This window comes from Arthrobacter sp. NEB 688, from assembly GCF_013201035.1.
Taxonomy (GTDB): Bacteria; Actinomycetota; Actinomycetes; order Actinomycetales; family Dermatophilaceae; genus Phycicoccus.
On record NZ_CP053707.1, the window covers coordinates 2,375,450 to 2,395,384 of the forward strand.

The 19,935-nt window shown below is 75.7% G+C and carries 15 protein-coding genes and 1 riboswitch; of the genes, 11 read left to right on the top strand and 4 right to left on the bottom strand.

Annotated features, from left to right (window positions below; all coding sequences use genetic code 11):
- Positions 1–11 precede the first annotated feature (11 nt).
- Complete coding sequence (hrpA, locus tag HL663_RS11170) at positions 12–3,857, top strand: ATP-dependent RNA helicase HrpA (RefSeq protein ID WP_173028452.1); 3,846 nt, start codon at positions 12–14, stop codon at positions 3,855–3,857.
- An 85-nt stretch (positions 3,858–3,942) separates the two neighbouring features.
- Complete coding sequence (locus HL663_RS11175; RefSeq protein WP_173030130.1) at positions 3,943–4,869, top strand: proteasome assembly chaperone family protein; 927 nt, start codon at positions 3,943–3,945, stop codon at positions 4,867–4,869.
- Positions 4,870–4,888: 19 nt separating this feature from the next.
- Here HL663_RS11175 and HL663_RS11180 read toward each other — a convergent pair whose 3' ends face one another.
- Positions 4,889–6,580: a DNA polymerase gene (locus HL663_RS11180; protein ID WP_173028453.1), complete on the bottom strand. Its 1,692-nt coding sequence runs from the start codon at positions 6,578–6,580 to the stop codon at positions 4,889–4,891.
- A gap of 139 nt (positions 6,581–6,719) precedes the next feature.
- Here HL663_RS11180 and HL663_RS11185 point away from each other — a divergent pair, with 139 nt between their 5' ends.
- The 6 genes from HL663_RS11185 (at position 6,720) to HL663_RS11210 (ending at position 12,672) form a co-directional block, all read left to right on the top strand.
- On the top strand, positions 6,720–7,457 hold the full coding sequence (locus HL663_RS11185; protein ID WP_286175559.1) for an EcsC family protein: 738 nt from the start codon (positions 6,720–6,722) through the stop codon (positions 7,455–7,457).
- 28 nt (positions 7,458–7,485) lie between these two features.
- The gene (locus HL663_RS11190; RefSeq protein ID WP_173028454.1) at positions 7,486–7,857 is read left to right on the top strand and encodes a YkvA family protein; all 372 of its coding nucleotides are present in this window, start codon (positions 7,486–7,488) and stop codon (positions 7,855–7,857) included.
- A gap of 127 nt (positions 7,858–7,984) precedes the next feature.
- Entirely contained in the window at positions 7,985–9,091 is a 1,107-nt protein-coding gene (locus HL663_RS11195; protein ID WP_173028455.1) for a DUF4192 domain-containing protein, read from the top strand.
- 124 nt (positions 9,092–9,215) lie between these two features.
- Positions 9,216–9,327: riboswitch (SAM riboswitch) on the top strand.
- A 16-nt stretch (positions 9,328–9,343) separates the two neighbouring features.
- Positions 9,344–10,501 (top strand): homoserine O-acetyltransferase MetX, encoded by a 1,158-nt coding sequence (gene metX, locus HL663_RS11200; protein WP_173028456.1) that lies wholly within the window; start codon positions 9,344–9,346, stop codon positions 10,499–10,501.
- A gap of 29 nt (positions 10,502–10,530) precedes the next feature.
- On the top strand, positions 10,531–10,920 hold the full coding sequence (locus tag HL663_RS11205) for a universal stress protein (protein ID WP_173028457.1): 390 nt from the start codon (positions 10,531–10,533) through the stop codon (positions 10,918–10,920).
- 243 nt (positions 10,921–11,163) lie between these two features.
- The gene (locus HL663_RS11210; RefSeq protein ID WP_173028458.1) at positions 11,164–12,672 is read left to right on the top strand and encodes an RNA polymerase sigma factor; all 1,509 of its coding nucleotides are present in this window, start codon (positions 11,164–11,166) and stop codon (positions 12,670–12,672) included.
- An 87-nt stretch (positions 12,673–12,759) separates the two neighbouring features.
- Here HL663_RS11210 and HL663_RS11215 read toward each other — a convergent pair whose 3' ends face one another.
- From HL663_RS11215 to HL663_RS11225, 3 genes are read right to left on the bottom strand one after another with little or no spacing between them, the layout of a single operon-like run.
- The gene (locus HL663_RS11215; protein ID WP_173028459.1) at positions 12,760–15,081 is read right to left on the bottom strand and encodes a transglutaminase TgpA family protein; all 2,322 of its coding nucleotides are present in this window, start codon (positions 15,079–15,081) and stop codon (positions 12,760–12,762) included.
- Complete coding sequence (locus HL663_RS11220; RefSeq protein ID WP_173028460.1) at positions 15,078–16,337, bottom strand: DUF58 domain-containing protein; 1,260 nt, start codon at positions 16,335–16,337, stop codon at positions 15,078–15,080. The genes HL663_RS11215 and HL663_RS11220 overlap by 4 nt, the downstream gene beginning before the upstream one ends.
- 2 nt (positions 16,338–16,339) lie before the next feature.
- Positions 16,340–17,344, bottom strand: a complete 1,005-nt coding sequence (locus HL663_RS11225) for an AAA family ATPase (RefSeq protein ID WP_286175560.1) — start codon at positions 17,342–17,344, stop codon at positions 16,340–16,342.
- 418 nt (positions 17,345–17,762) lie between these two features.
- Between HL663_RS11225 and mraZ the strand changes: the two genes are divergently transcribed.
- The 3 genes from mraZ to ftsL all read left to right on the top strand — a co-directional run bounded on the left by mraZ (position 17,763) and on the right by ftsL (position 19,845).
- Positions 17,763–18,206: a division/cell wall cluster transcriptional repressor MraZ gene (gene mraZ / locus HL663_RS11230; RefSeq protein ID WP_286175562.1), complete on the top strand. Its 444-nt coding sequence runs from the start codon at positions 17,763–17,765 to the stop codon at positions 18,204–18,206.
- A 185-nt stretch (positions 18,207–18,391) separates the two neighbouring features.
- On the top strand, positions 18,392–19,372 hold the full coding sequence (rsmH, locus tag HL663_RS11235) for a 16S rRNA (cytosine(1402)-N(4))-methyltransferase RsmH (RefSeq protein ID WP_173028463.1): 981 nt from the start codon (positions 18,392–18,394) through the stop codon (positions 19,370–19,372).
- Positions 19,369–19,845 carry a cell division protein FtsL gene (gene ftsL, locus HL663_RS11240; RefSeq protein WP_173028464.1) on the top strand — a complete coding sequence of 159 codons (477 nt, stop codon included), beginning with the start codon at positions 19,369–19,371 and terminating at the stop codon, positions 19,843–19,845. Before rsmH ends, ftsL begins: the two co-directional genes overlap by 4 nt.
- The last annotated feature ends 90 nt before the right edge of the window (positions 19,846–19,935 follow it).

The following is a 19,935-nucleotide window of genomic DNA, read 5'->3' on the forward strand; positions in this document are numbered from 1 at the left end:
TCCTGTCGGGCATGCCCGCTCGCACCGACGCCGCCCCCGAGGCGGTCGCCGCGGCGGAGCTGCACTATCCCGAGCACCTCCCGGTCGTCGCGGCCCGCGACGAGATCCTCGCGGCCCTGCGCGACCACCAGGTCGTCGTCATCGCGGGCGAGACCGGGTCCGGCAAGACGACCCAGCTGCCGAAGATGTGCCTCGAGCTCGGCCGCGGGTCCGGCGGCCGCCAGGTGGGGCACACCCAGCCGCGGCGCATCGCCGCCCGGTCGGTGGCCGAGCGCATCGCCGAGGAGATGGAGGTCGAGCTCGGCGGCACCGTCGGCTACCAGGTGCGCTTCGGCGACCACAGCAGCGACGCCACACGCGTCAAGGTGATGACCGACGGCATCCTGCTCAGCGAGATGCAGCGCGACCGCGACCTGCGCCGCTACGACACGATCATCATCGACGAGGCGCACGAGCGCAGCCTCAACATCGACTTCATCCTCGGCTACCTCAAGCAGCTGCTCCCGCGGCGCCCCGACCTCAAGGTCGTCGTCACCTCGGCGACCATCGACCCCGACCGCTTCGCCCGGCACTTCGGCACCGACGAGCGCGGCGAGGTCGTGCGCGAGGTCCCGGTGCTCGAGGTGTCGGGACGCACCTACCCGGTCGAGGTCCGCTACCGCCCGCTCGTCGAGACGAGCCCGGACGGCAAGCACGTCGTCGAGGAGCGCGACCAGGTGACCGGGGTGGTGCAGGCCGTCGAGGAGCTGTGGACCGAGGAGCCGCCGGCCCCGGACGCCACCGACATCCTCGTGTTCTTCTCCGGGGAGCGCGAGATCCGCGACGCCGCGGACGCGCTGAACGCCCTCCGGCTGCCGAACACCGAGGTGCTGCCCCTGTTCGCCCGGCTCTCCTCGGCCGAGCAGCACCGGGTCTTCCGCCGCGGCGGCGGCCGCCGGATCGTCCTCGCGACCAACGTCGCCGAGACCTCGCTCACCGTGCCCGGCATCGGCTACGTCGTCGACACCGGCACCGCGCGCATCTCGCGCTACAGCCAGCGCACCAAGGTGCAGCGGCTGCCGATCGAGCCGGTGAGCCGGGCCAGCGCGGCCCAGCGCGCCGGCCGCTGCGGCCGCGTCGCGCCCGGGGTGTGCATCCGCCTGTACTCCGAGGAGGACTTCGAGGCGCGCGACGAGTTCACCGAGCCCGAGATCCAGCGCACCTCGCTCGCGGCGGTCATCCTCCAGATGACCTCGCTCGGCCTCGGCGACGTCGCGCGCTTCCCGTTCGTCGACCCCCCGGACGCCCGCCAGGTCGCCGACGGCGTGCGCCTCCTCGAGGAGCTCGGGGCGTTCTCGACGCAGGAGCGCGGCCCGGGTCGCCACCGAGGCCGCGCGCGCCGGCTGACCGCCACCGGGCGCACCCTCGCCCGGATGCCCCTCGACCCCCGTCTGGCCCGGATGGTCGTCGAGGCCGGCCGGCTCGGCTGCACCCGCGAGGTGCTCGTGCTCGTCGCGGCGCTGTCCATCCAGGACCCGCGCGAGCGGCCGGTCGACAAGGAGGCGCAGGCCGACCAGCAGCACGCCCGCTTCAAGGACGAGCGCTCCGACTTCGCGGCCCTGCTCAACCTCTGGATCTACCTCAAGCAGCAGCAGAAGGACCTCTCGCACAGCGCGTTCCGCCGGATGTGCAAGAGCGAGTACCTGCACTACCTGCGCATCCGCGAGTGGCAGGACCTGCACGCGCAGCTGCGGCGCGCGGCGCGGCAGGCCCGCCTCGACCCCGAGCTCGCGACCGCCGCGAAGGGCGAGGACCCCGACTGGGACACCGTGCACAAGGCGCTGCTCGCCGGGCTGCTCTCGCACGTCGGCGTCCGCGACGAGGTCAAGCGCGAGTACCTCGGCGCCCGCGGGGCCCGGTTCGGCATCAGCCCCGGCTCGACCCTCTTCCGGCGCAAGCCCGAGTTCGTCATGGCCGCCGAGCTCGTCGAGACCTCCCGCCTGTGGGCGCGCACCGTCGCGACCATCGACCCCGAGTGGGCCGAGGAGGCGGGCCAGCACGTCGTGACGTGCACGGTCAGCGAGCCGCGCTGGAGCCGGAAGGCCGGCGCGGCCGTCGCCACCGAGCGGGTCACGCTCTTCGGCGTCCCCCTGGTCACCGACCGCACGGTGCAGTACGCCGGCATCGACGCCGAGGCCGCGCGCGAGATCTTCCTGCGGTCGGCCTTCGTCGAGGGCGACTGGGAGCCGGTGCACGACTTCTGGAAGCGCAACCAGCGCACCCTCGCCCGCGTCGCCGAGCTCGAGGAGCGGGCCCGTCGCCGCGACATCGTCGTCGACGACGAGATCGTGTTCGCCTTCTACGACAGCCGGATCCCGCCCGACGTCGTCTCCGAGCGGCACTTCGACCGCTGGTGGCGCGGTGAGCGGCGCCGCCGCCCCGACCTGCTCGACCTCACCGAGGACGTCCTCACCTCCGACGCGGGGGAGTCGGTCTCGGCGAGCGACTACCCCCGCACCTGGCGGCAGGGCGACCTCGCGCTCGACGTCACCTACCAGTTCGCGCCGGGCCAGGCCGCCGACGGCGTCACCGTCCACGTGCCCGTCGCCGTGCTCAACCGGCTCTCGTCCGACGGCTTCGACTGGCAGGTGCCGGGGCTGCGCGACGAGCTGGCCGTCGCGCTCGTCCGCTCGCTCCCCAAGGCGACCCGCGTGCACTTCGTCCCGGCGCCCGACCACGCAGCCGCCGCCCTGCGCGAGATGGACCCCGCCCGCGGGTCGATGGTCGAGGAGCTGGCGCGGGTCCTGTTCGAGCGCACCCGGGTCCGCGTCGACCCGGCCGAGTTCGACCTCGCCCGCGTGCCCGACCACCTGCGCGTCACCTTCTCCGTCGAGCGCCAGGGCGGGCGCGTCGTCGCGAGCGGCAAGGACCTCGACGCGCTGCGCGAGCAGTCCGGGGGAGCGGTGCGCGAGGGGATGGCCCGCGCCGGCGCCTCGATCGAGCGCACCGGCCTCACGACGTGGGACGTCGGCACCATCCCCGAGACGTTCGAGGGGCGGGCCGGCCGGCTGACCGTCGTCGGCTTCCCGGCGCTCGTCGACGAGGGCTCCTCGGTCGGGCTCCGGGTCCTGCCCGACGCCGGCTCGGCCGCCGCGGCCCACCGCGCCGGCGTGCGCCGCCTGCTGCTCCTCAACACCACGGCCCCCTGGAAGCGCGTGCTCGGCCGGCTCGGCAACGCCCAGAAGCTCGCGCTCGCCGACAACCCGCACGGGTCGGTGCCGGCCCTGCTCCAGGACTGCCTCGACGCCGCCGTCGACGACCTCGTGGCCGAGCACGTGCGCGGGCCGGTCCGCAGCCCCGAGGCCTTCGAGGCGGCGCTCGCGGCCGTGCGGACCCACGCCGCGACCCGGGTCCTCGCCGTCGTCGAGGCCGTCGAGCCGGTGCTCGTGCTCGCCGCGCAGGTCCGGCGCACCCTCGACGCGGTCGCGGCGGGCAGCGCCGCGGCCTCGACGCGCGCTGCGCGGGCGGACGTCCGGGCGCAGCTCGACGGCCTGGTCCGGCCGGGCTTCGTCGCCGCCACCGGCGTCGCCCGCCTCGCCGACCTCCAGCGCTACCTGCGCGCGGCCCAGCACCGGCTCGAGCGGGCCGCCGGCAACCCGCGCGAGCCGGTCCTCCAGGAGCAGGTCGACGCGGTCGAGACCGCCTACGCGGACCTCCTCGAGTCCCTGCCCCCGGCCCGTCGCGCGGCCCCCGAGGTCGCCGACATCGGCTGGATGGTGGAGGAGCTGAGGGTCAGCCTCTTCGCGCAGAGCCTCGGCACGAAGGGCTCGGTCTCGGACAAGCGCGTGCGGCGCGCCATCGCGGCCGTCGACGGGTGACCGACGGCGGGCCGGCGGGGGAATCCGTCGCCCCGCCGGGACGTTCCACCCTCACGACGCACCACCGTGAAAGGCTTCTCCCGTGATGGACCCGTCCGCCCTGTACCGCCTCGAGACCGCCGTCGACGCCCCGCGCCCGGGCGTCCTCCTCGTGCTGCTCGGCGGCTTCGTCGACGCCGGGCAGGTCCAGGAGACCCTCGGCTCGCACCTGCTCGAGACCGGCGACCCCGAGGTCGTCGCCTCCTTCGACGTCGACCAGCTCCTCGACTACCGCGGGCGCCGCCCGATGATGGTCTTCGACACCAGCCGCTGGCTCGAGTACGACGACCCGTCGATGCTCCTGCACCGCCTCACCGACCGCGACGGGCAGACCTACTACCTGCTGACCGGCCCCGAGCCCGACTACCAGTGGGAGCGCACCGTCGAGGCCATCCGCGAGCTCGGCGCGATGCTCGGCGTCTCGCTCGTCGTCACGGCGCACGGCATCCCCATGGGCGTGCCGCACACGCGTCCCGTCGGGATGACCGCGCACGCCACCGACGACTCGCTCATCGGTGAGGCCCGCTCGCCGTTCGGCCGCGTCCAGGTGCCGGCGTCCATCGGGGCACTGCTCGAACTGCGCCTCGGCGAGGCCGGCGAGGACGCCCTCGGGTTCGCCGTCCACGTGCCGCACTACCTCGCGACCGCCGAGTGGGCCGAGGGCGCGCTCGCCGCGCTCAACGCGATCACCGACGCGACCGGCCTCAACCTCCCCAACGACGAGCTCGTGGAGCGCGCGCGGGTCAACCAGCAGGCCATCGCCGCCGAGGTCGCCAACAGCGACGAGGCGCGCCAGGTCATCACGGCCCTGGAGCAGCAGTACGACGCGTTCGTCGAGGGCCAGGAGCGGCCGAGCCTGCTCGCCACGGAGACCTCGCAGATCCCGTCGGCCGACGAGCTCGGCGCGGAGTTCGAGGACTTCCTGCGCTCGGTCTCGGACGACGAGGACGAGCAGCCGGGCCCGACCGCCTGACCCCGGCGCCGGGGGCCGGTCAGTCCTTGGCCTCCGACCAGCGCCGCACCACCGAGGTGTCGGCGACGAACCGCACCGGCGCGCCGCCCGACCACCGTCGGGCGGCGTCCGTCAGCGCGTCGTCGACCCGCCGGGACGCCTCCGCGGCCGCCTCCTCGGGCACGTGGAGCAGCAGCTCGTCGTGGAGGCAGAGGACGACCGAGGCCCCGAGGTCGCGGACCGAGGCGCGCACGGTGGCCGCCCACGCCTTGAAGAGCTCGGCGGCCGAGCCCTGGATGACGGCGTTGCGCGCGAAGCGACCCCGGGCGGCGTCGACCTGGGGGTCGACGCCCGGCGGGCGCCCCGCGACGAAGCGCGCGGTGGGCACGAGCCGGCCGCCGTACGTCCGCAGCGGCGCCGCCCGCCGCCCGGCCTCGTAGGCGCGGTCGAGCATCCCCATCGCCACGGGGTAGGCGGCCTCGAGGCCCTTGAGCGCCTCGCCGGCCGCGCCGCTGCGCTGCCCGTACATCGCCGCGAGCACCGCGATCTTCGCGACGGCGCGCTCGGACCCCAGCCGCTGCGCCACCGGGGCGTAGAGGTCGTCGGCCCGGGTGGCGGCGGCGAAGGTGGCGTCGCCGCTGACGACCGCGAGGACGCGCGGCTCGACCTGCCCGAGGTCGGCCCGGACGAGGACGTGGCCGGGGTGGGCGGCGACCCCGGGCCGCAGCGCGGCGGGGAGGTTGTGCAGGCCGTTCTCGGCGGTCATCCGGCCGGCCGCGCCGTCGCAGGCGGTCCACCGGCCGCGCAGGCGGTCGTCGGCGCCGACGTGGGTGTCGAGCCAGCGGTAGCCGTAGGTCGTGGCGATGCGCTCGTCGCGCCGCCAGTCGAGCAGCGCCCCGACGACGGGGTGGACCTCGCGGTAGGCCTCGAGCACCCACTTGCGGGTGGTCGGTACGTCGACTCCGACGGCGGCCAGCATCTCCTTGACCGCGACCGGGTTGCGCAGGTCGGTGCCCTCGCGCCCCGGCACGTGGCGCAGGACCGTCGCGTCGCGGGCGCGGCGGGCGGCCACGCCGTCGGCGTCCCCGACGGTGCGGGGGCCGACCGCGTCGGCGACGAGGGCCTCGGTCGTCGCGCGGTCGAGGGGGAGGCCGTCGCGCTCGAGCTCGAGGCAGAGCAGCGCGGCGGCGGACTCCGAGGCGGTCGTCGCGGGCAGCCGCGCCGAGGCGGCCCCCATCTGCTCGAGCTGGCGCCGTGCGGCGTCGAGCGCGGCCCGGGCCCACGCCGCGAGGTGGCCGGGGTCCTCGAGCCAGCGCACGTGGTCGCCGCGCAGGTGCCCGGCGTGGTCGACGAGGACGTCGTCCGGCGGGAGGTCGGCGGCGCCGACGAGGTCGAAGAGGTCGTCGCCGGGGGGAGCCGGCACCGAGCCGGCCGGCAGCCCGTGCGCGGCGGCCCAGACGAGGGCGGGCGGGGCGTCCCACCTGCCGTGCAGCAGCCGGTGGGCCTCGGCGAGGTCCCAGGCCCGGGCCAGGTGCACGCGCGCGCCGACGACGGCGCCGGCGGCCTCGCGGGCCGACCACCAGACCCAGCGCGGGTGGTGCTCGGCCTCGAGCCGGGCGACGAGCGCGGGCGCCTCGGCCGCGGGGACGGTGACGACCCGGTCGCGGTGGAGGACGGCGACCGTGCGCCCCCCGGTGCCCGCGACGAGCACCGCCACCTCGCCCGTCAGCATGGCGCCGAGCGTACGGCTCGCCACCGTCGCCGATGACGCGGACCGGGCCGCCGCAGGTCAGGGGGCTGCGTGGCAGGATGGCCGGAGCCGGACACGCGCGGACCCGACGGGCCGCCCCGGGGCACCAGGAGGACCACGCGTGGGACTGCTCGACCGAGGCCGCACCACCAAGGACGCCGTGAGCGACACCCGCTCCGCGCTCGAGCGCGCCACCGACCCGAAGGCCGACGACGGCGTCGTGGGCCGCCAGGCCGTGCGCGTGGTCGACCAGATCCTCGACGTCGGCATCGACGGCCGTGGCCCCTTCGACCCCGCCGCGAAGATCGCCGACGCCGCGCTGCGATCGGCCGGAGGCGACGTCGAGAAGGCCGTCGACGGCATCGTCCGCTCGCACCTGCGCCTCGCCGGTGCCGAGGGCTTCCTCACCGGCCTCGGCGGCTTCGTCACCCTGCCGATCGCCCTGCCCGCCAACGTCGTCGCGTACTACGCGCTCGCCACGCGGATGACCGCCGCCATCGCCCGCGTCCGCGGCCACGACATCGCGCAGCCGCAGGTCCGGGCCGCCGTCCTGCTCACCCTCGCCGGCGCCGACGCCGACGACCTCCTCGCCAAGGCCGGGGTCGCCGCCCCGGTCGGCGGGTTCGCCAACCTCGCCGCCCAGCGGCTGCCCGGGCCGGCCGCGATGGTCGTCAAGAAGGGCGTCTTCTTCAAGCTGGTCGCGAGCTCCGGCAAGGGCGTGCTCTCGCGCTTCGGCCGGGGCGTCCCGGTCGTCGGCGGCGTCGTCGGCGCGGGCGTCGACGTCATCCTGCTCCGCCGTCTCGCCGTCGACGCCAAGCGCGAGTTCCCGGCCGTCGCCGGGCACCTCGGCCCCGCCTGACCCGCCGCGAACCCCAGGAGGAACCCCCATGGCCAGAGCCCGCAGCCTCGCCTACGTCGGCGCCCTCGGGCGCGCCATCCGGCTCGCCACGAAGGCCGGCGGCCCCTCGCTCGGCGACCGTGCCGTCGCCGTCCCGCGGATGGTGGCCGCCATCCGCTCCGGTGAGTACACCGGCACCTCGATGGGCAAGCTCGGCCTCGTCGCCGCCGGGGCGGCCTACGTCGTCTCGCCGGTCGACCTGCTGCCCGAGGCCGTCCTCGGCGTGCTCGGCCTCGCCGACGACGCGATGGTCCTCGGCTGGGTCGCGACGACCCTCGTCGAGGAGACCGAGAAGTTCCTCGAGTGGGAGCGCGAGCACGGGCGCGGCCCGCAGACGGTCCCCGGCGACGTCGTCGGCTGAGGTCGGCGGGCCCGGTCCCGCCCGAGCGGGAGGGTCCGTCGTCCACAGGTGACGGGTGCGCGCCTCGTCGTCCACAGATCGTCCGCCGCGTCTACCGGGGGCCGGTCGCGCCGGGCAGCGTGGCCGCATGAGCGATGCCACGACCGTCCACGGGCCCGACGAGCTCCTCGCCGTCCTGCCCTACCAGCTCGGCTACCACCCGGCGCGCAGCGTCGTCGTGGTCGCCCTCGACCGCGCGCGCCGCGTGCACTTCGTCGCGCGCGTCGACCTCCCACCGCCGGACCACGTGCCGGACACGGTCGAGGCGGTCATGGGGCCGCTGCGCCGCGAGGTGGACGGCCCGGTCCTCCTCGTCGGCTACGAGGACGAGGCGCACGAGGCCGACCCCCTCCTCCTCGCGCTGCTCGAGGCCGTCGAGTCGCACGGCGCCGAGGTGCTGGAGGTGTCGGTCGTCCGGGCCGGGCGGCGCTACTCCCCGGTGTGCGAGCGCACGTGCTGCCCGCCGGAGGGCGTCCCGGTGCCCGCGTCGGAGGCCGTGCCGGCCGTCGCCGAGCTCGTCGCCCTCGGGCACGCCCCGCTGCCGGACCGCGCGGCGGTCGACGGGCTCGTCGAGCCCGAGGCCGGGCGGGCCACCGAGGTGGGGGCGTGGCTGTCGCTGCCGGCCGGCGACCGTCGCTCCCGCCGCGGCAGCACCCGCGTCCGGCGGGAGGCCGTGCGGGCCTGGGCGGCCGTGCTGGCGCCCCCGGTCGCCGGGGAGCGGGGGCGGCCCGAGGCGCCCCCCGAGGTGCTCGCCCGGGCGGTCGAGGGGCTGCGCGACATCGCGCTGCGCGACGCCCTCATCGCCTGGGTCGCGCCCGGGGTGGTGCCGCGCTCGGAGCTGGACGCGGTGGTGGTCGCGCTGCTCGAGCGGCACGTGCCGCGGTGGGCCGGCATGGGGTCGTGGCGGCACCCGGGGCGGGGGGCCGAGGGCCGCCACGCGCTGCTCGAGCGCCTCCTGGCGCTCGCCCGGTCGGTCCCCGACGACCGGCCGGACGACGTCGCCGCGGTGTGCACGACGGCGGCGCAGCTGGCGTGGCAGGTCGGGGACGGCGCCGTGGCGCGGGCCGCCCTCGAGCGGGCGCTGCGGGTCGAGCCGGGCTACCGCCTCGCGCAGCTGCTCGGCCGGGTCGTCGAGCACGGGCTGCGCCCCGGCCGGCCGGTGCCCGGCGTGCAGCGGCTGGGGCGTGCCGGATGAGCGAGGACGAGGGAAACGAGCGGGACGAGCGGGACGAGCGGGTGACGACGAGGGGTCGGGCCGGACCGTTCGAGGAGCGGACGAGCGCCGGTGGCGGACGCCGGTACCCGGTACCATCGGGGCAGGTCATGAGTCCCAGCGCCAAACCCCGGTTTGCTGGGCGGCAACCCTCCACGCGGTGGGGTGCCCCGGGTGATGACCCGGCCGCGGTCCAGCCCCCGCGGCAAGCGCGAGTGCCGAGGAGCCCCATCGATGACCGCCACCCCGACCCGGTCGACCGGAGCCGTCTGGCGTCCCGGCGACCCCGTCGGCGACCGCCGCTTCGCGTCGGTCGGCGACCTCCCGCTCGAGCGCGGGGGCGTCCTGCCGGGGGTGACCCTCGCGTACGAGACGTGGGGCACCCTCTCGCCGAGCGGCGACAACGCCGTGCTCGTCGAGCACGCCCTGACCGGTGACAGCCACGTCGTCGGGCCGGCCGGGCCCGGGCACCCGACGGAGGGCTGGTGGCCCGGGCTCGTCGGGCCCGGGGCCCCGCTCGACACCGACCGCTGGTTCGTCGTCGCGGCCAACGTCGTCGGGGGGTGCCAGGGGAGCACCGGTCCGTCGTCGGCCGCGCCGGACGGACGGCCGTGGGGCGGGCGCTTCCCGTTCGTCACGATCCGCGACCAGGTCGCCGCCGAGGTGGCGCTCGCCGACCACCTCGGCATCGACGCCTGGGCGCTCGTGCTCGGCGGGTCGATGGGCGGGATGCGGGCCCTGGAGTGGGCGGCCTCCGCGCCGACCCGGGTGCGGCGGGCGCTCGTCCTCGCCTCGACCGCCGCGTCCACCGCCGACCAGGTGGCCTGGTGCCAGCCGCAGCTGCTCGCGATCCGCCACGACCCGGACTACCAGGACGGCGACTACTACGACACCGGCCGCTCGCCGGTCACCGGGCTCGGCATCGCCCGGCGCATCGCGCACACGACCTACCGCCACGAGAGCGAGCTCGACGCCCGCTTCGGCCGGCGCCCGCGGGCGGGGGAGGACCCGCTCGGCGGGGGCGGGCGCTACGACGTCGAGAGCTACCTCGACCACCACGCGACCAAGCTCGCACGCCGCTTCGACGCCAACAGCTACGTCGTCCTGTCCGAGGCGATGAACAGCCACGACGTGGGCCGGGGTCGTGGCGGGGTGGCCGCCGCGCTGCGCGCCTACCCGGGACTGCTCCACGTCGCCGGCGTCAGTACCGACCGCCTCTACCCCGTGCGGCTGTCCGACGAGATCGTCCGGGCCCGTCCGGGCACCGGCTCGAGCACCATCGAGTCCGAGGCGGGGCACGACGGGTTCCTCACCGAGGTCGCGCAGGTCGGGGCGCTCATCCGCGCCGTGCTTGGCACGGAACCCGACGCGGCCTGCGGTACGGTCGACTGACTGACCGCAGCAGCGCCGAGGAGGACATCGTGACGATCGTCGTTGGCTTCGTCCCGACGAAGGAGGGGCGGGCCGCTCTGGCTCGCGCGGTCGAGGAGGCGAAGGGCCGGGGGAGCCGACTCGTCGTCATCAACTCCCACCGGGGGGGCCTCGACGACGAGACCGCGCGCTCCGCGGAGGAGGAGCTGCGCCGCGCCACCGACGAGATGAAGGCCGCCGGCGCCGAGATGGAGGTGCGTCAGCTCGTCCGGGGCAACGAGCCCGCGGAGGACCTCATCGCCGTCGCGAACGAGACCGACGCCGACCTCATCGTCATCGGCCTGCGCCGGCGCACGCCCGTCGGCAAGCTGATCCTCGGCTCCAACGCGCAGCGCATCCTGCTCGACGCGCCGTGCGCAGTGCTCGCCGTCAAGGGCTGACCCACCCGGTTCCGCTGTGCCGCAGCGCCCCCAGGGCGGCTGCGACGCTGGCTCGTGCCCTCGCGGCACGGGTGGATGTGGGGGTTCGCGCCCGGCAAAGTTATAATGGTAGAGCGCACCGGGCCGGATGGGGTCGAACCGATCAGCCGGAGCGCCACTCCCCGGACCCTCACCACCGCAGCACCGCGACCTTCGCGTCCCGGTCCCGCGGTTCTCCGCGACGAAAGGTAGTCGGTGTCGCCTGTGTCCTCGAAGCCCTCCGAACCGAGCACCCTCCCCCCTGAGTTCTCCCACGAGGCCCTCCAGAACCTCGTGCGTGCGGGGCGGACCAACGGGTCGGTGAGCGGAACGCAGGTCGCCGAGGCGATGCGCGCCGCCGACGTGACCCCGGCCCGCGGCCGGGTCGTCCTGCGCGCGCTCGGCGACCAGGGCATCGAGGTCCGCCACGACGACACCGCCGGTGTCGCCGCGGCCGCGACCCGCACCGCCAAGAAGGCGACGACCGCGACGACGAAGAAGGCCGCCGCGAAGCCCGCGGCGAAGAAGGCCGCCCCGTCCGAGGCCGCCGCCAAGAAGACCGCCGCCGCCACGACGACCCGCAAGGCCGCCACCGCTGCGGCCGCGGGCCCCGCGAAGAAGGCCGCCCCCGCGAAGAAGACGGCCGCCAAGACCGCGGCCCCGGCGGAGGACGCCGCCGTCGACCTCGAGGAGGACCTCGCAGCCGAGGACGAGGAGAGCGGCGACACCGCGGCGAAGAAGCCCGAGGGCGAGACCGAGGACGCCGGCTTCGTCATGACCAACGACGACGAGGACGCCCCGGCGCAGCAGGTCGTCACCGCCGGCGCCACGGCCGACCCGGTCAAGGACTACCTCAAGCAGATCGGCAAGGTCGCCCTCCTCAACGCCGAGCAGGAGGTCGAGCTCGCCAAGCGCATCGAGGCCGGCCTGTTCGCCGAGGAGCAGCTGAACTCCGGCGCGAAGATCGACATGAAGCTCAAGCGCGAGCTCTGGTGGATCGCCCAGGACGGCAAGAAGGCCAAGAACCACCTCCTCGAGGCCAACCTGCGCCTCGTCGTCAGCCTCGCCAAGCGCTACACCGGTCGCGGGATGCTCTTCCTCGACCTCATCCAGGAGGGCAACCTCGGCCTCATCCGTGCGGTCGAGAAGTTCGACTACACCAAGGGCTACAAGTTCTCGACCTACGCGACGTGGTGGATCCGCCAGGCGATCACCCGCGCGATGGCCGACCAGGCGCGCACCATCCGCATCCCGGTGCACATGGTCGAGGTCATCAACAAGCTGGCCCGCGTCCAGCGCCAGATGCTCCAGGACCTCGGGCGCGAGCCCACCCCGGAGGAGCTGGCCAAGGAGCTGGACATGACGCCCGAGAAGGTCGTCGAGGTCCAGAAGTACGGTCGCGAGCCCATCTCGCTGCACACCCCGCTCGGCGAGGACGGCGACAGCGAGTTCGGTGACCTCATCGAGGACTCCGAGGCGGTCGTCCCGGCCGACGCCGTGAGCTTCACCCTCCTCCAGGAGCAGCTGCACAGCGTCCTCGACACCCTCTCCGAGCGGGAGGCGGGCGTCGTCTCGATGCGCTTCGGCCTGACCGACGGCCAGCCGAAGACCCTCGACGAGATCGGCAAGGTCTACGGCGTCACCCGCGAGCGGATCCGCCAGATCGAGTCCAAGACGATGAGCAAGCTGCGCCACCCGAGCCGCAGCCAAGCGCTGCGCGACTACCTCGACTGAGGTCCTGCGCACCACCGACGACGGGGCCGCCTCCCACCCGGGAGGCGGCCCCGCCGTCGTGCGCGGGGGAGGGGGCCCGGGCCGGCCTCAGCCGACCGGGGTGCGCTCGTCCTCGCGCTCGGACGCGAGCGCGTCGTCGCGGCGGCGCCCCGGCAGGCGCAGGAGCGACGCCCACTGGCGACGGCCCTCGGCGGGCAGGAGCAGCGCCCGCAGCCGGTCGCCGCGCCGGCGCCGACCGACGGCCGCGCGCCAGACGGTGCGCGCGTCCGCGGTGACGTCGGGCAGCTGCGCGCCGGGCCGGGCGTAGCGCGCCCGCTCGAGGGCGTCGACGACCCGGTCGAGGGCGGCGTCCTCCTCCGGGGTCAGGTACGCGGCGCGGCCCAGCTGGCCGCTGGCCTGGCGCGGGGTGGCGCCGTCCGTCGGCACGAGGCCGACGTCGCCGAGGCGCAGGAGCAGCGACTGCCACTCGGCCTCGACCCGCTCGGCGTCGTCGCGGGCGCGTGCGCGGGCCCGCCGTCGCGACCACCACGCCCCCAGCGGCAGGAGGGCGGCGGCGAGGAGCAGGCCGAGGACGACGAGGACGCTCGTGAGGTGGCGGCTCAGGAGGTCGAGCGGTCCGGTCGTCGAGCCGGTGGTGCCGGTGTCCTGGGGGTCCTCGGCGGTGACGTCGCGCGATGGGCCGGCCGAGGCGGACGGGCTGCTCGAGGCGCTGGCCGAGGCGGAGGGCGCCGCGCTGCTCGTCGCGTCGGTCCGGTCGCGCGTCCACGTCGGGGGCAGGCCGCTGCGCACGCCGGGGGTCGGCTCGAAGCGCACCCAGCCGAGCTCGGGGAACCACAGCTCGGGCCAGGCGTGGGCGTCGTTGACGCGCACGACCCGCTCGCCGCCGTCCGGGGCGCCGGGCAGGAAGCCGACGGCCATCCGGGCGGGGATGCCGCTCTCGCGGGCCATCATGATCATCGCGCTCGAGAACTGGACGCAGTAGCCGCGCTTGGTCTCCAGGAAGCGCACGAGCGGCTCCTCGGCGGCCGCGCCCTCGGCGGCGTCGTCGGCGAGGTCCTCGGAGTAGGTGAAGTCCGGGCCGCGCAGGTAGTCCTGGATGCCGGTCGCGACCTCGAGGGGGCTGTCGCCCTCGTCGGTCACCTGCGCGAGCACCTCGCGCACCCGGGACTGCGCCCGCGGGTCGACGACGAGGTCCTCGGGGTTCGGCGCGGCGTCCGGGACGGTCGCGCCGAACTGCTCCGGCTCCGGCGCGAGCTTCGTGTACTCGACCGTGTACTCGGGCACGGCCTGGGTGACCTCGACGACGCCGCCGCCGGTGACCTGCCACGTGCCCGGGGCGAAGGGGGCGCCGAGCGGGTTGGCCGGCAGCGCCACCTGCGGGGGAGCGACGGAGGAGGAGAGCACTTCGATGCGCTCGGTCGTCCGCTTGACGTCGGGGGCGGCGGCCGAGCCCGGCAGCTGCCCGTCCGGCGGGACGTAGGCGGGGTCGTCGGTGGCGACCCAGCGCCCGCGGCGGTAGGTGTCGAGCAGGCCGACCCGCAGCGGCTCGGGCTCGTCGGCCGAGGTCCGGTAGGTGATGACCGGGTCGGTCGAGCGGTCCGCGAGGTCGCGGGCGATGTCGATGCTCGTCGAGAGCCGCACCGCGCCGCCGTTGCCGCCCCCGTCGCCGCGCGCGAGGCCGTCGGCGATGAACGTCGTCGGCAGGTGCGGCACGAGCGCCGGCACGACGACGGCGGCCGCGAGGGCGAGGGCGCCGACGACCCGCCCGGTCGTGGCGAAGGAGCCCCCCGGGTCGGCGTCGCGGTGCCCCTCGGCGGCCAGCCCGCCCCAGGCCCGCAGGGTCCGCACCCCCTGGCGCCCGACGAGCGCCAGCCAGAGGACGGCCGGCGGCAGGACGTACCAGGCGGCGAGACCGGTGTAGGTGTTGGTCGCCGCGGCGAGGAAGGCGGCGAGCAGCGGGATGCCGGCCAGCGCCGGGTTGCGGTAGGTGACGGCGATCGCGTCGGTCACGAGCGCGGCGAGGCCGACGAGGAGGCCGATGGCGAGCACCACGCCGCGGTCGGAGGGCGCGGGGGCCGAGTAGGCGGTGACGGTGCCGTAGGCCTGGTCGAGGAGCAGGCCGAGGGCCGTGCCGGTCTCGGGGGTGGGGACGACGCCGCGCCACAGGTGGCCCTGCCCGTGCAGGAGGGCGACCGCTTCGGTGAGCACGAGCACCTGCCCGGCGACGACGAGCGGCCGGACCGTGGTGAGGGCCCGCAGGCCCGCGCCGGCCAGCGCGACGAGGGCGACGACGACGAGGCTCGGGCGCAGCCAGGCGCCGGCCGGGGCGAAGAGGTCGGTGAGGGGCAGCGTCACCGCCATCGCCGTCAGGGCGACGAGGAGGGTCTCGAGCGGCTTGGCGCGGGTCATCGGGCCCCAGCCAGGGTGCTCGAGACGACGCCGCTCCAGGCCTCGGCGGGCCCCGTCCCGGCGTCCGCGGGCGCGCAGAGCCAGCCGGAGGCCCGGAGGGTGGCGACCGTCGCGGCCGCGGCGCCCTCGGGGTGCTCGCCGCCGGGGGAGCGGCCGAAGCGGGTCGGGTCGACGACGAGGGCGACACCGGTCGAGCCGGGCTGGCGCAGCGCCGCGAGGGTGTGGGCGTCGTCGTCCGAGAGCGGACCCCCGACGTAGACGACGAGCCCGCCCTGCCCGGTGAGGCCGCTCGCCGCGTGCAGCAGCGCGCGCGTCGCGTCCTCGGGCCCCGGCTCGACGCGGGCGAGCGCGTCGAGACCGCCGTCGACGGAGTCGTCGTGGCGGACCCCGGTGTCGTCGCCGGTGTCGGAGGTCAGCAGGTGGACGGCGTGGGCGCCGTCGACGAGGTGGACGAGGACGGACGCGGTGAGCGTGACCGCCCACTCGAGGGACCCCGAGCGACCGGATCCGCCGTGCCCCACGGCGCGGGAGTCCAGGAGGAGCACCGCGCGCCGCTTGGCCGGACGGTCCTCCTGACGGACCATCAGCTCGCCGGTCCGGGCGGTCGCGGGCCAGTGGATCCGCCGCAGGTCGTCACCGTCGCGGTACTCGCGGATGGTCTGGTCGTCCTCACCGTGCAGGGCGACCATGTGGGGGATCGAGCCCTCGCTGCCGATGCCGCGCCCGAGCGAGCGCCCGGCGCTCAGGGGCAGCACGCGGGGGAGCACGACGACCTCGGCGTGGCCGCTGACGGCGGCGGTGCGCAGGGTGAGGCCGAAGGGGTCGCGCACCCGCACCCGCAGCGGGCCGAGGTGGTGCACGCCGCGGGTGTGCGACCGGACGCTGTACTGGACCTCCTGGGTCGTGCCGCCGCGCATCGCGGCGACGACGAAGCGCGGCCGGTCGCCGAGCGCGTAGTCGATGCCCTCCTCGGCCATGAGCACCGGGGTGGGGGAGGCCTCGAGGTTGCGCACGCGCAGCGTGACGACCGAGCGCTGGTCGATGGAGACGCGGGCGGGCTCGACCGTGCGGCTGACGTCGAGCCGCAGCCCGTGGCGCCGCACGAGGACGAGCGAGCCGGCGGTCAGCGCGAGGAGCAGCACGCCGATGCGCGTCACGTCGTGCTGGCCGAGCAGCACGCCGGCGGCCACGAGCACGATGCCGCACCCGAGGAAGGAGGCTCCCCGGGTGGTGAGGGTGCGCCGCAGGAGGTCCACGGTCAGCGGGTGGGGGCGGGCACGCGCACCCGCTGGAGGAGGTCGGTGAGGACGTCGGCGGTGGAGCGGCGGGCCATCTGGGTCTCGCCGGTGGGGATGAGGCGGTGGGCGAGCACGGGCACCGTGACCTGCTGGACGTCGTCGGGCAGGACGTGGTCGCGGCCGGCGAGGGCGGCGTGCGCGCGGGAGGCCCGCAGCAGGTGCAGCGTGGCGCGCGGGGAGGCGCCGAGCCGCAGCGCGCTCGAGGAGCGGGTGGCCCCGACGAGGTCGACGATGTACTGCTTGACGGCGGGGGAGGCGTGCACCTGCCGCACGGCCTCGACCATCGCCTGGACCGTCGCGGCGTCGGTGACCGGGCGCAGCGCGTCCAGCGGCGAGCCGGACCCGTGCAGGTCGAGCATCTCGAGCTCGGAGCGGGGCGACGGGTAGCCCATCGAGATGCGCGCCATGAAGCGGTCGCGCTGCGCCTCGGGGAGCGGGTAGGTGCCCTCCATCTCGATCGGGTTCTGCGTCGCCATGACGATGAAGGGGCGCGGCAGCGTGTACGTCGTGCCGTCGACGGTGACCTGGCCCTCCTCCATCGACTCCAGCAGCGCCGACTGCGTCTTGGGGGAGGCGCGGTTGATCTCGTCGCCGACGACGACGTTGGCGAAGATCGCGCCGGGCCGGAACTCGAAGTCGCGGACGTCCTGGTTGTAGACCGAGACGCCGGTGATGTCGCTCGGCAGCAGGTCGGGGGTGAACTGCACGCGGCGCACCGGGGCGTCGATGCAGCGGGCCAGGGTCTTGGCCAGGAGCGTCTTGCCGACGCCCGGCACGTCCTCGACGAGCAGGTGGCCCTCCGCGAGCAGCACCGTGACGGCGGTGCGCACGACGGCCTGCTTGCCCTCGATGACCGAGTTCATGGCGCCGGCGAGCCGGCTGGATACCTGGAGCACCTGGTCGAGGGAGGCGCCCCGGGCGCTCGCCTCGGTGCTCGGGTGGGGGTCGTGCTCGACGTCGCTCACGCCGGTGGTCCTCTCGTCGGCTCCTGCTGAGTGCGTCCAACGACCGAGGGCCGCCGGTGGTGCCCTCATCGTGCAACAGGGCGGGCGCCGGGGGACGGGTTCGCGCACGCCGGGTGCCCGGCCGTCTCGTCCCCACCGTCCTCCACCCGGCCTCCCCACCGCCCTCCACCGGCAGGCCTCCACCGCCCCCCACCGTGCGGCTCGGCGGGCTCCCGAGGGGGAGGACACCGCCGGTCCGACCGTGCTCACGCTCCGGTTGCGGAATCTTCCCCACTTCGCTCCACCGCCTCTGACCTGTGACTTTATGAAGATCGGCCGTTCGGACGGCCCGAATGACCGCCCAGGTGGAGCATTGGTGGAGTAAAGTGGAGGAACACGGAGGGAGAGGGAGCCCCCGTCGGGTCGAGGAGGTGGCGTGGTGGACGAGTTCCTCGGTACCCACACGCCCAAGCTCGACGAGAAGGGCCGGCTCTTCCTCCCGGCCCGCTTCCGCGGCGCCCTCGCCGACGGCCTCGTCGTGACCCGCGGCCAGGAGGGTTGCCTCTACGTCTTCCCGACGAGCGAGTTCCACCGGATCTCGCAGGAGATGCAGTCGGTCTCCGGCTCGGCCAAGGGTGTGCGCGACTTCATCCGCGTCTTCCGCGCCAGCGCCCACCCCGACACCCCGGACAAGCAGGGCCGCGTCACCGTCCCGGCCGCCCTGCGCACCTACGCCGGGCTCGACAAGGACTGCACGGTCATCGGCAACGGCTCCCGCCTCGAGGTCTGGGACACCTCCCGCTGGGAGGCCTACCTCGAGGCCGTCATGCCCGCCTACTCCGACTACTCCGCCGGCACCGAGGAGGTCGTCCCGGGCCTGTAGAGACCACCGCGACCCCCGACCGACCACGCACCCCCCACCCGCAGCCCGACCCGACCGCCGGCCTCCAGCCGACCCGACACCCGACGCGACTTCCCCCGCGCCGGGCGCGGATCGGATGGGGACCAGCCGCCGGGTCGACGCGCACCACGACCCGCCCCGCCCAGCGAGACCCGCGAAGGAGTGAGATGACCAGCAGCCGAGGCGACGCCGGCGCCCGCCACGTCCCCGTGCTCCTCGAGCGCTGCGTCGACCTCCTCGAGCCCGCGCTCCGGCGCCCGGGCGCGGTCTGCGTCGACGCCACGCTCGGCATGGGCGGGCACACCGAGGCGATCCTCACCCGCTGCCCGCAGGCCCGGGTCGTCGGCCTCGACCGCGACCCCGAGGCCATCGCCCTGGCCACCGAGCGGCTCGCGCCCTTCGGCGACCGCTTCACCGCCGTGCACGCCGTCTACGACGACGTCGCGGAGGTCCTCGCCGAGCACGCCGACGGCGCCGCCGACGGGCTGCTCTTCGACCTCGGCGTCTCCTCCTTCCAGCTCGACGAGGCCGACCGCGGCTTCGCCTACCGGCACGACGCGCCGCTGGACATGCGGATGGACCAGACGCGGGGGATGACCGCCGCCGACGTCCTCAACACCTACGGCCACGGCGACCTCGCGCGGGTCCTCAAGACCTACGGCGAGGAGCGCTTCGCCGGCCGGATCGCCTCGGCGATCCTGCGCGAGCGCGAGAAGGAGCCCTTCACGACCTCCGCCCGGCTCGTCGAGGTCCTGCGGGCCGCGGTGCCGGCGGCCTCGCAGCGCACCGGCGGCCACCCGGCCAAGCGCACCTTCCAGGCGCTGCGCATCGAGGTCAACGCCGAGCTCGAGGTGTGGGAGCGGGCGGTCCGCGCCGGCATCGGGGTGCTCGCCCCCGGCGGCCGGATCGTCGTCGAGTCCTACCACTCGCTCGAGGACCGCATCACGAAGCAGGCCTTCGCGGAGGGCGCGCGCAGCCGCACCCCCGCCGGGATGCCCGTCGAGCTGCCCGAGCACGCCGCCTACCTGCGCCTGCTGACCCGGGGCGCGGAGACCGCCTCCGACGCCGAGCTGCAGTCCAACCCCCGATCCGCCTCGGTCCGCCTCCGGGCCGCAGAACGCCTCTCCCCGAACGGAGCCCCCGCATGAGCCAGCAGGCAACGGCCCGCACCCAGGTCCGCCCGGTCCCTCGGCGGGCGAGCGCGCCGGCCCCGCGGCGACTGCGGGTCGTGGCGCCTCCGGTCGCGGCCGGCAGCGGTGTCTTCCTCGCGGCGTGCATCTCCCTCGTCGTCGCGGGGTTCGTCGGCGTGCTCCTCCTCAACACGGCGATGGCCAAGGGCTCGTTCACGATGCGCGACCTCCAGCAGCGCTCCGACGCGCTCGCCGACAACCAGGACGACCTGCGCCACGCGCTCGACGCGGTGTCGGGCCCGGGGCCGCTCGCCCGCGAGGCCCGCTCGCTCGGGATGGTGCCCGCCGAGTCGCCGGCCTTCCTGCGCCTGAGCGACGGCAAGGTCGTCGGCGTGGCGCGGAAGGCGACCAAGGACGAGACGTTTAGCGTGGTGACCGAGTCGTCCTCGGGCGCCCGGCCCTCGGCGTCCTCGACCCCCACCAGCCGCTGACGACCCGCGAGGACCCGCCTCTCGTGACTCCGCCGAAGACCCCTCCGCCCGCCGCCCGGCCCCGCCGCGCGCCCGCCCGGCCGGCGGCCC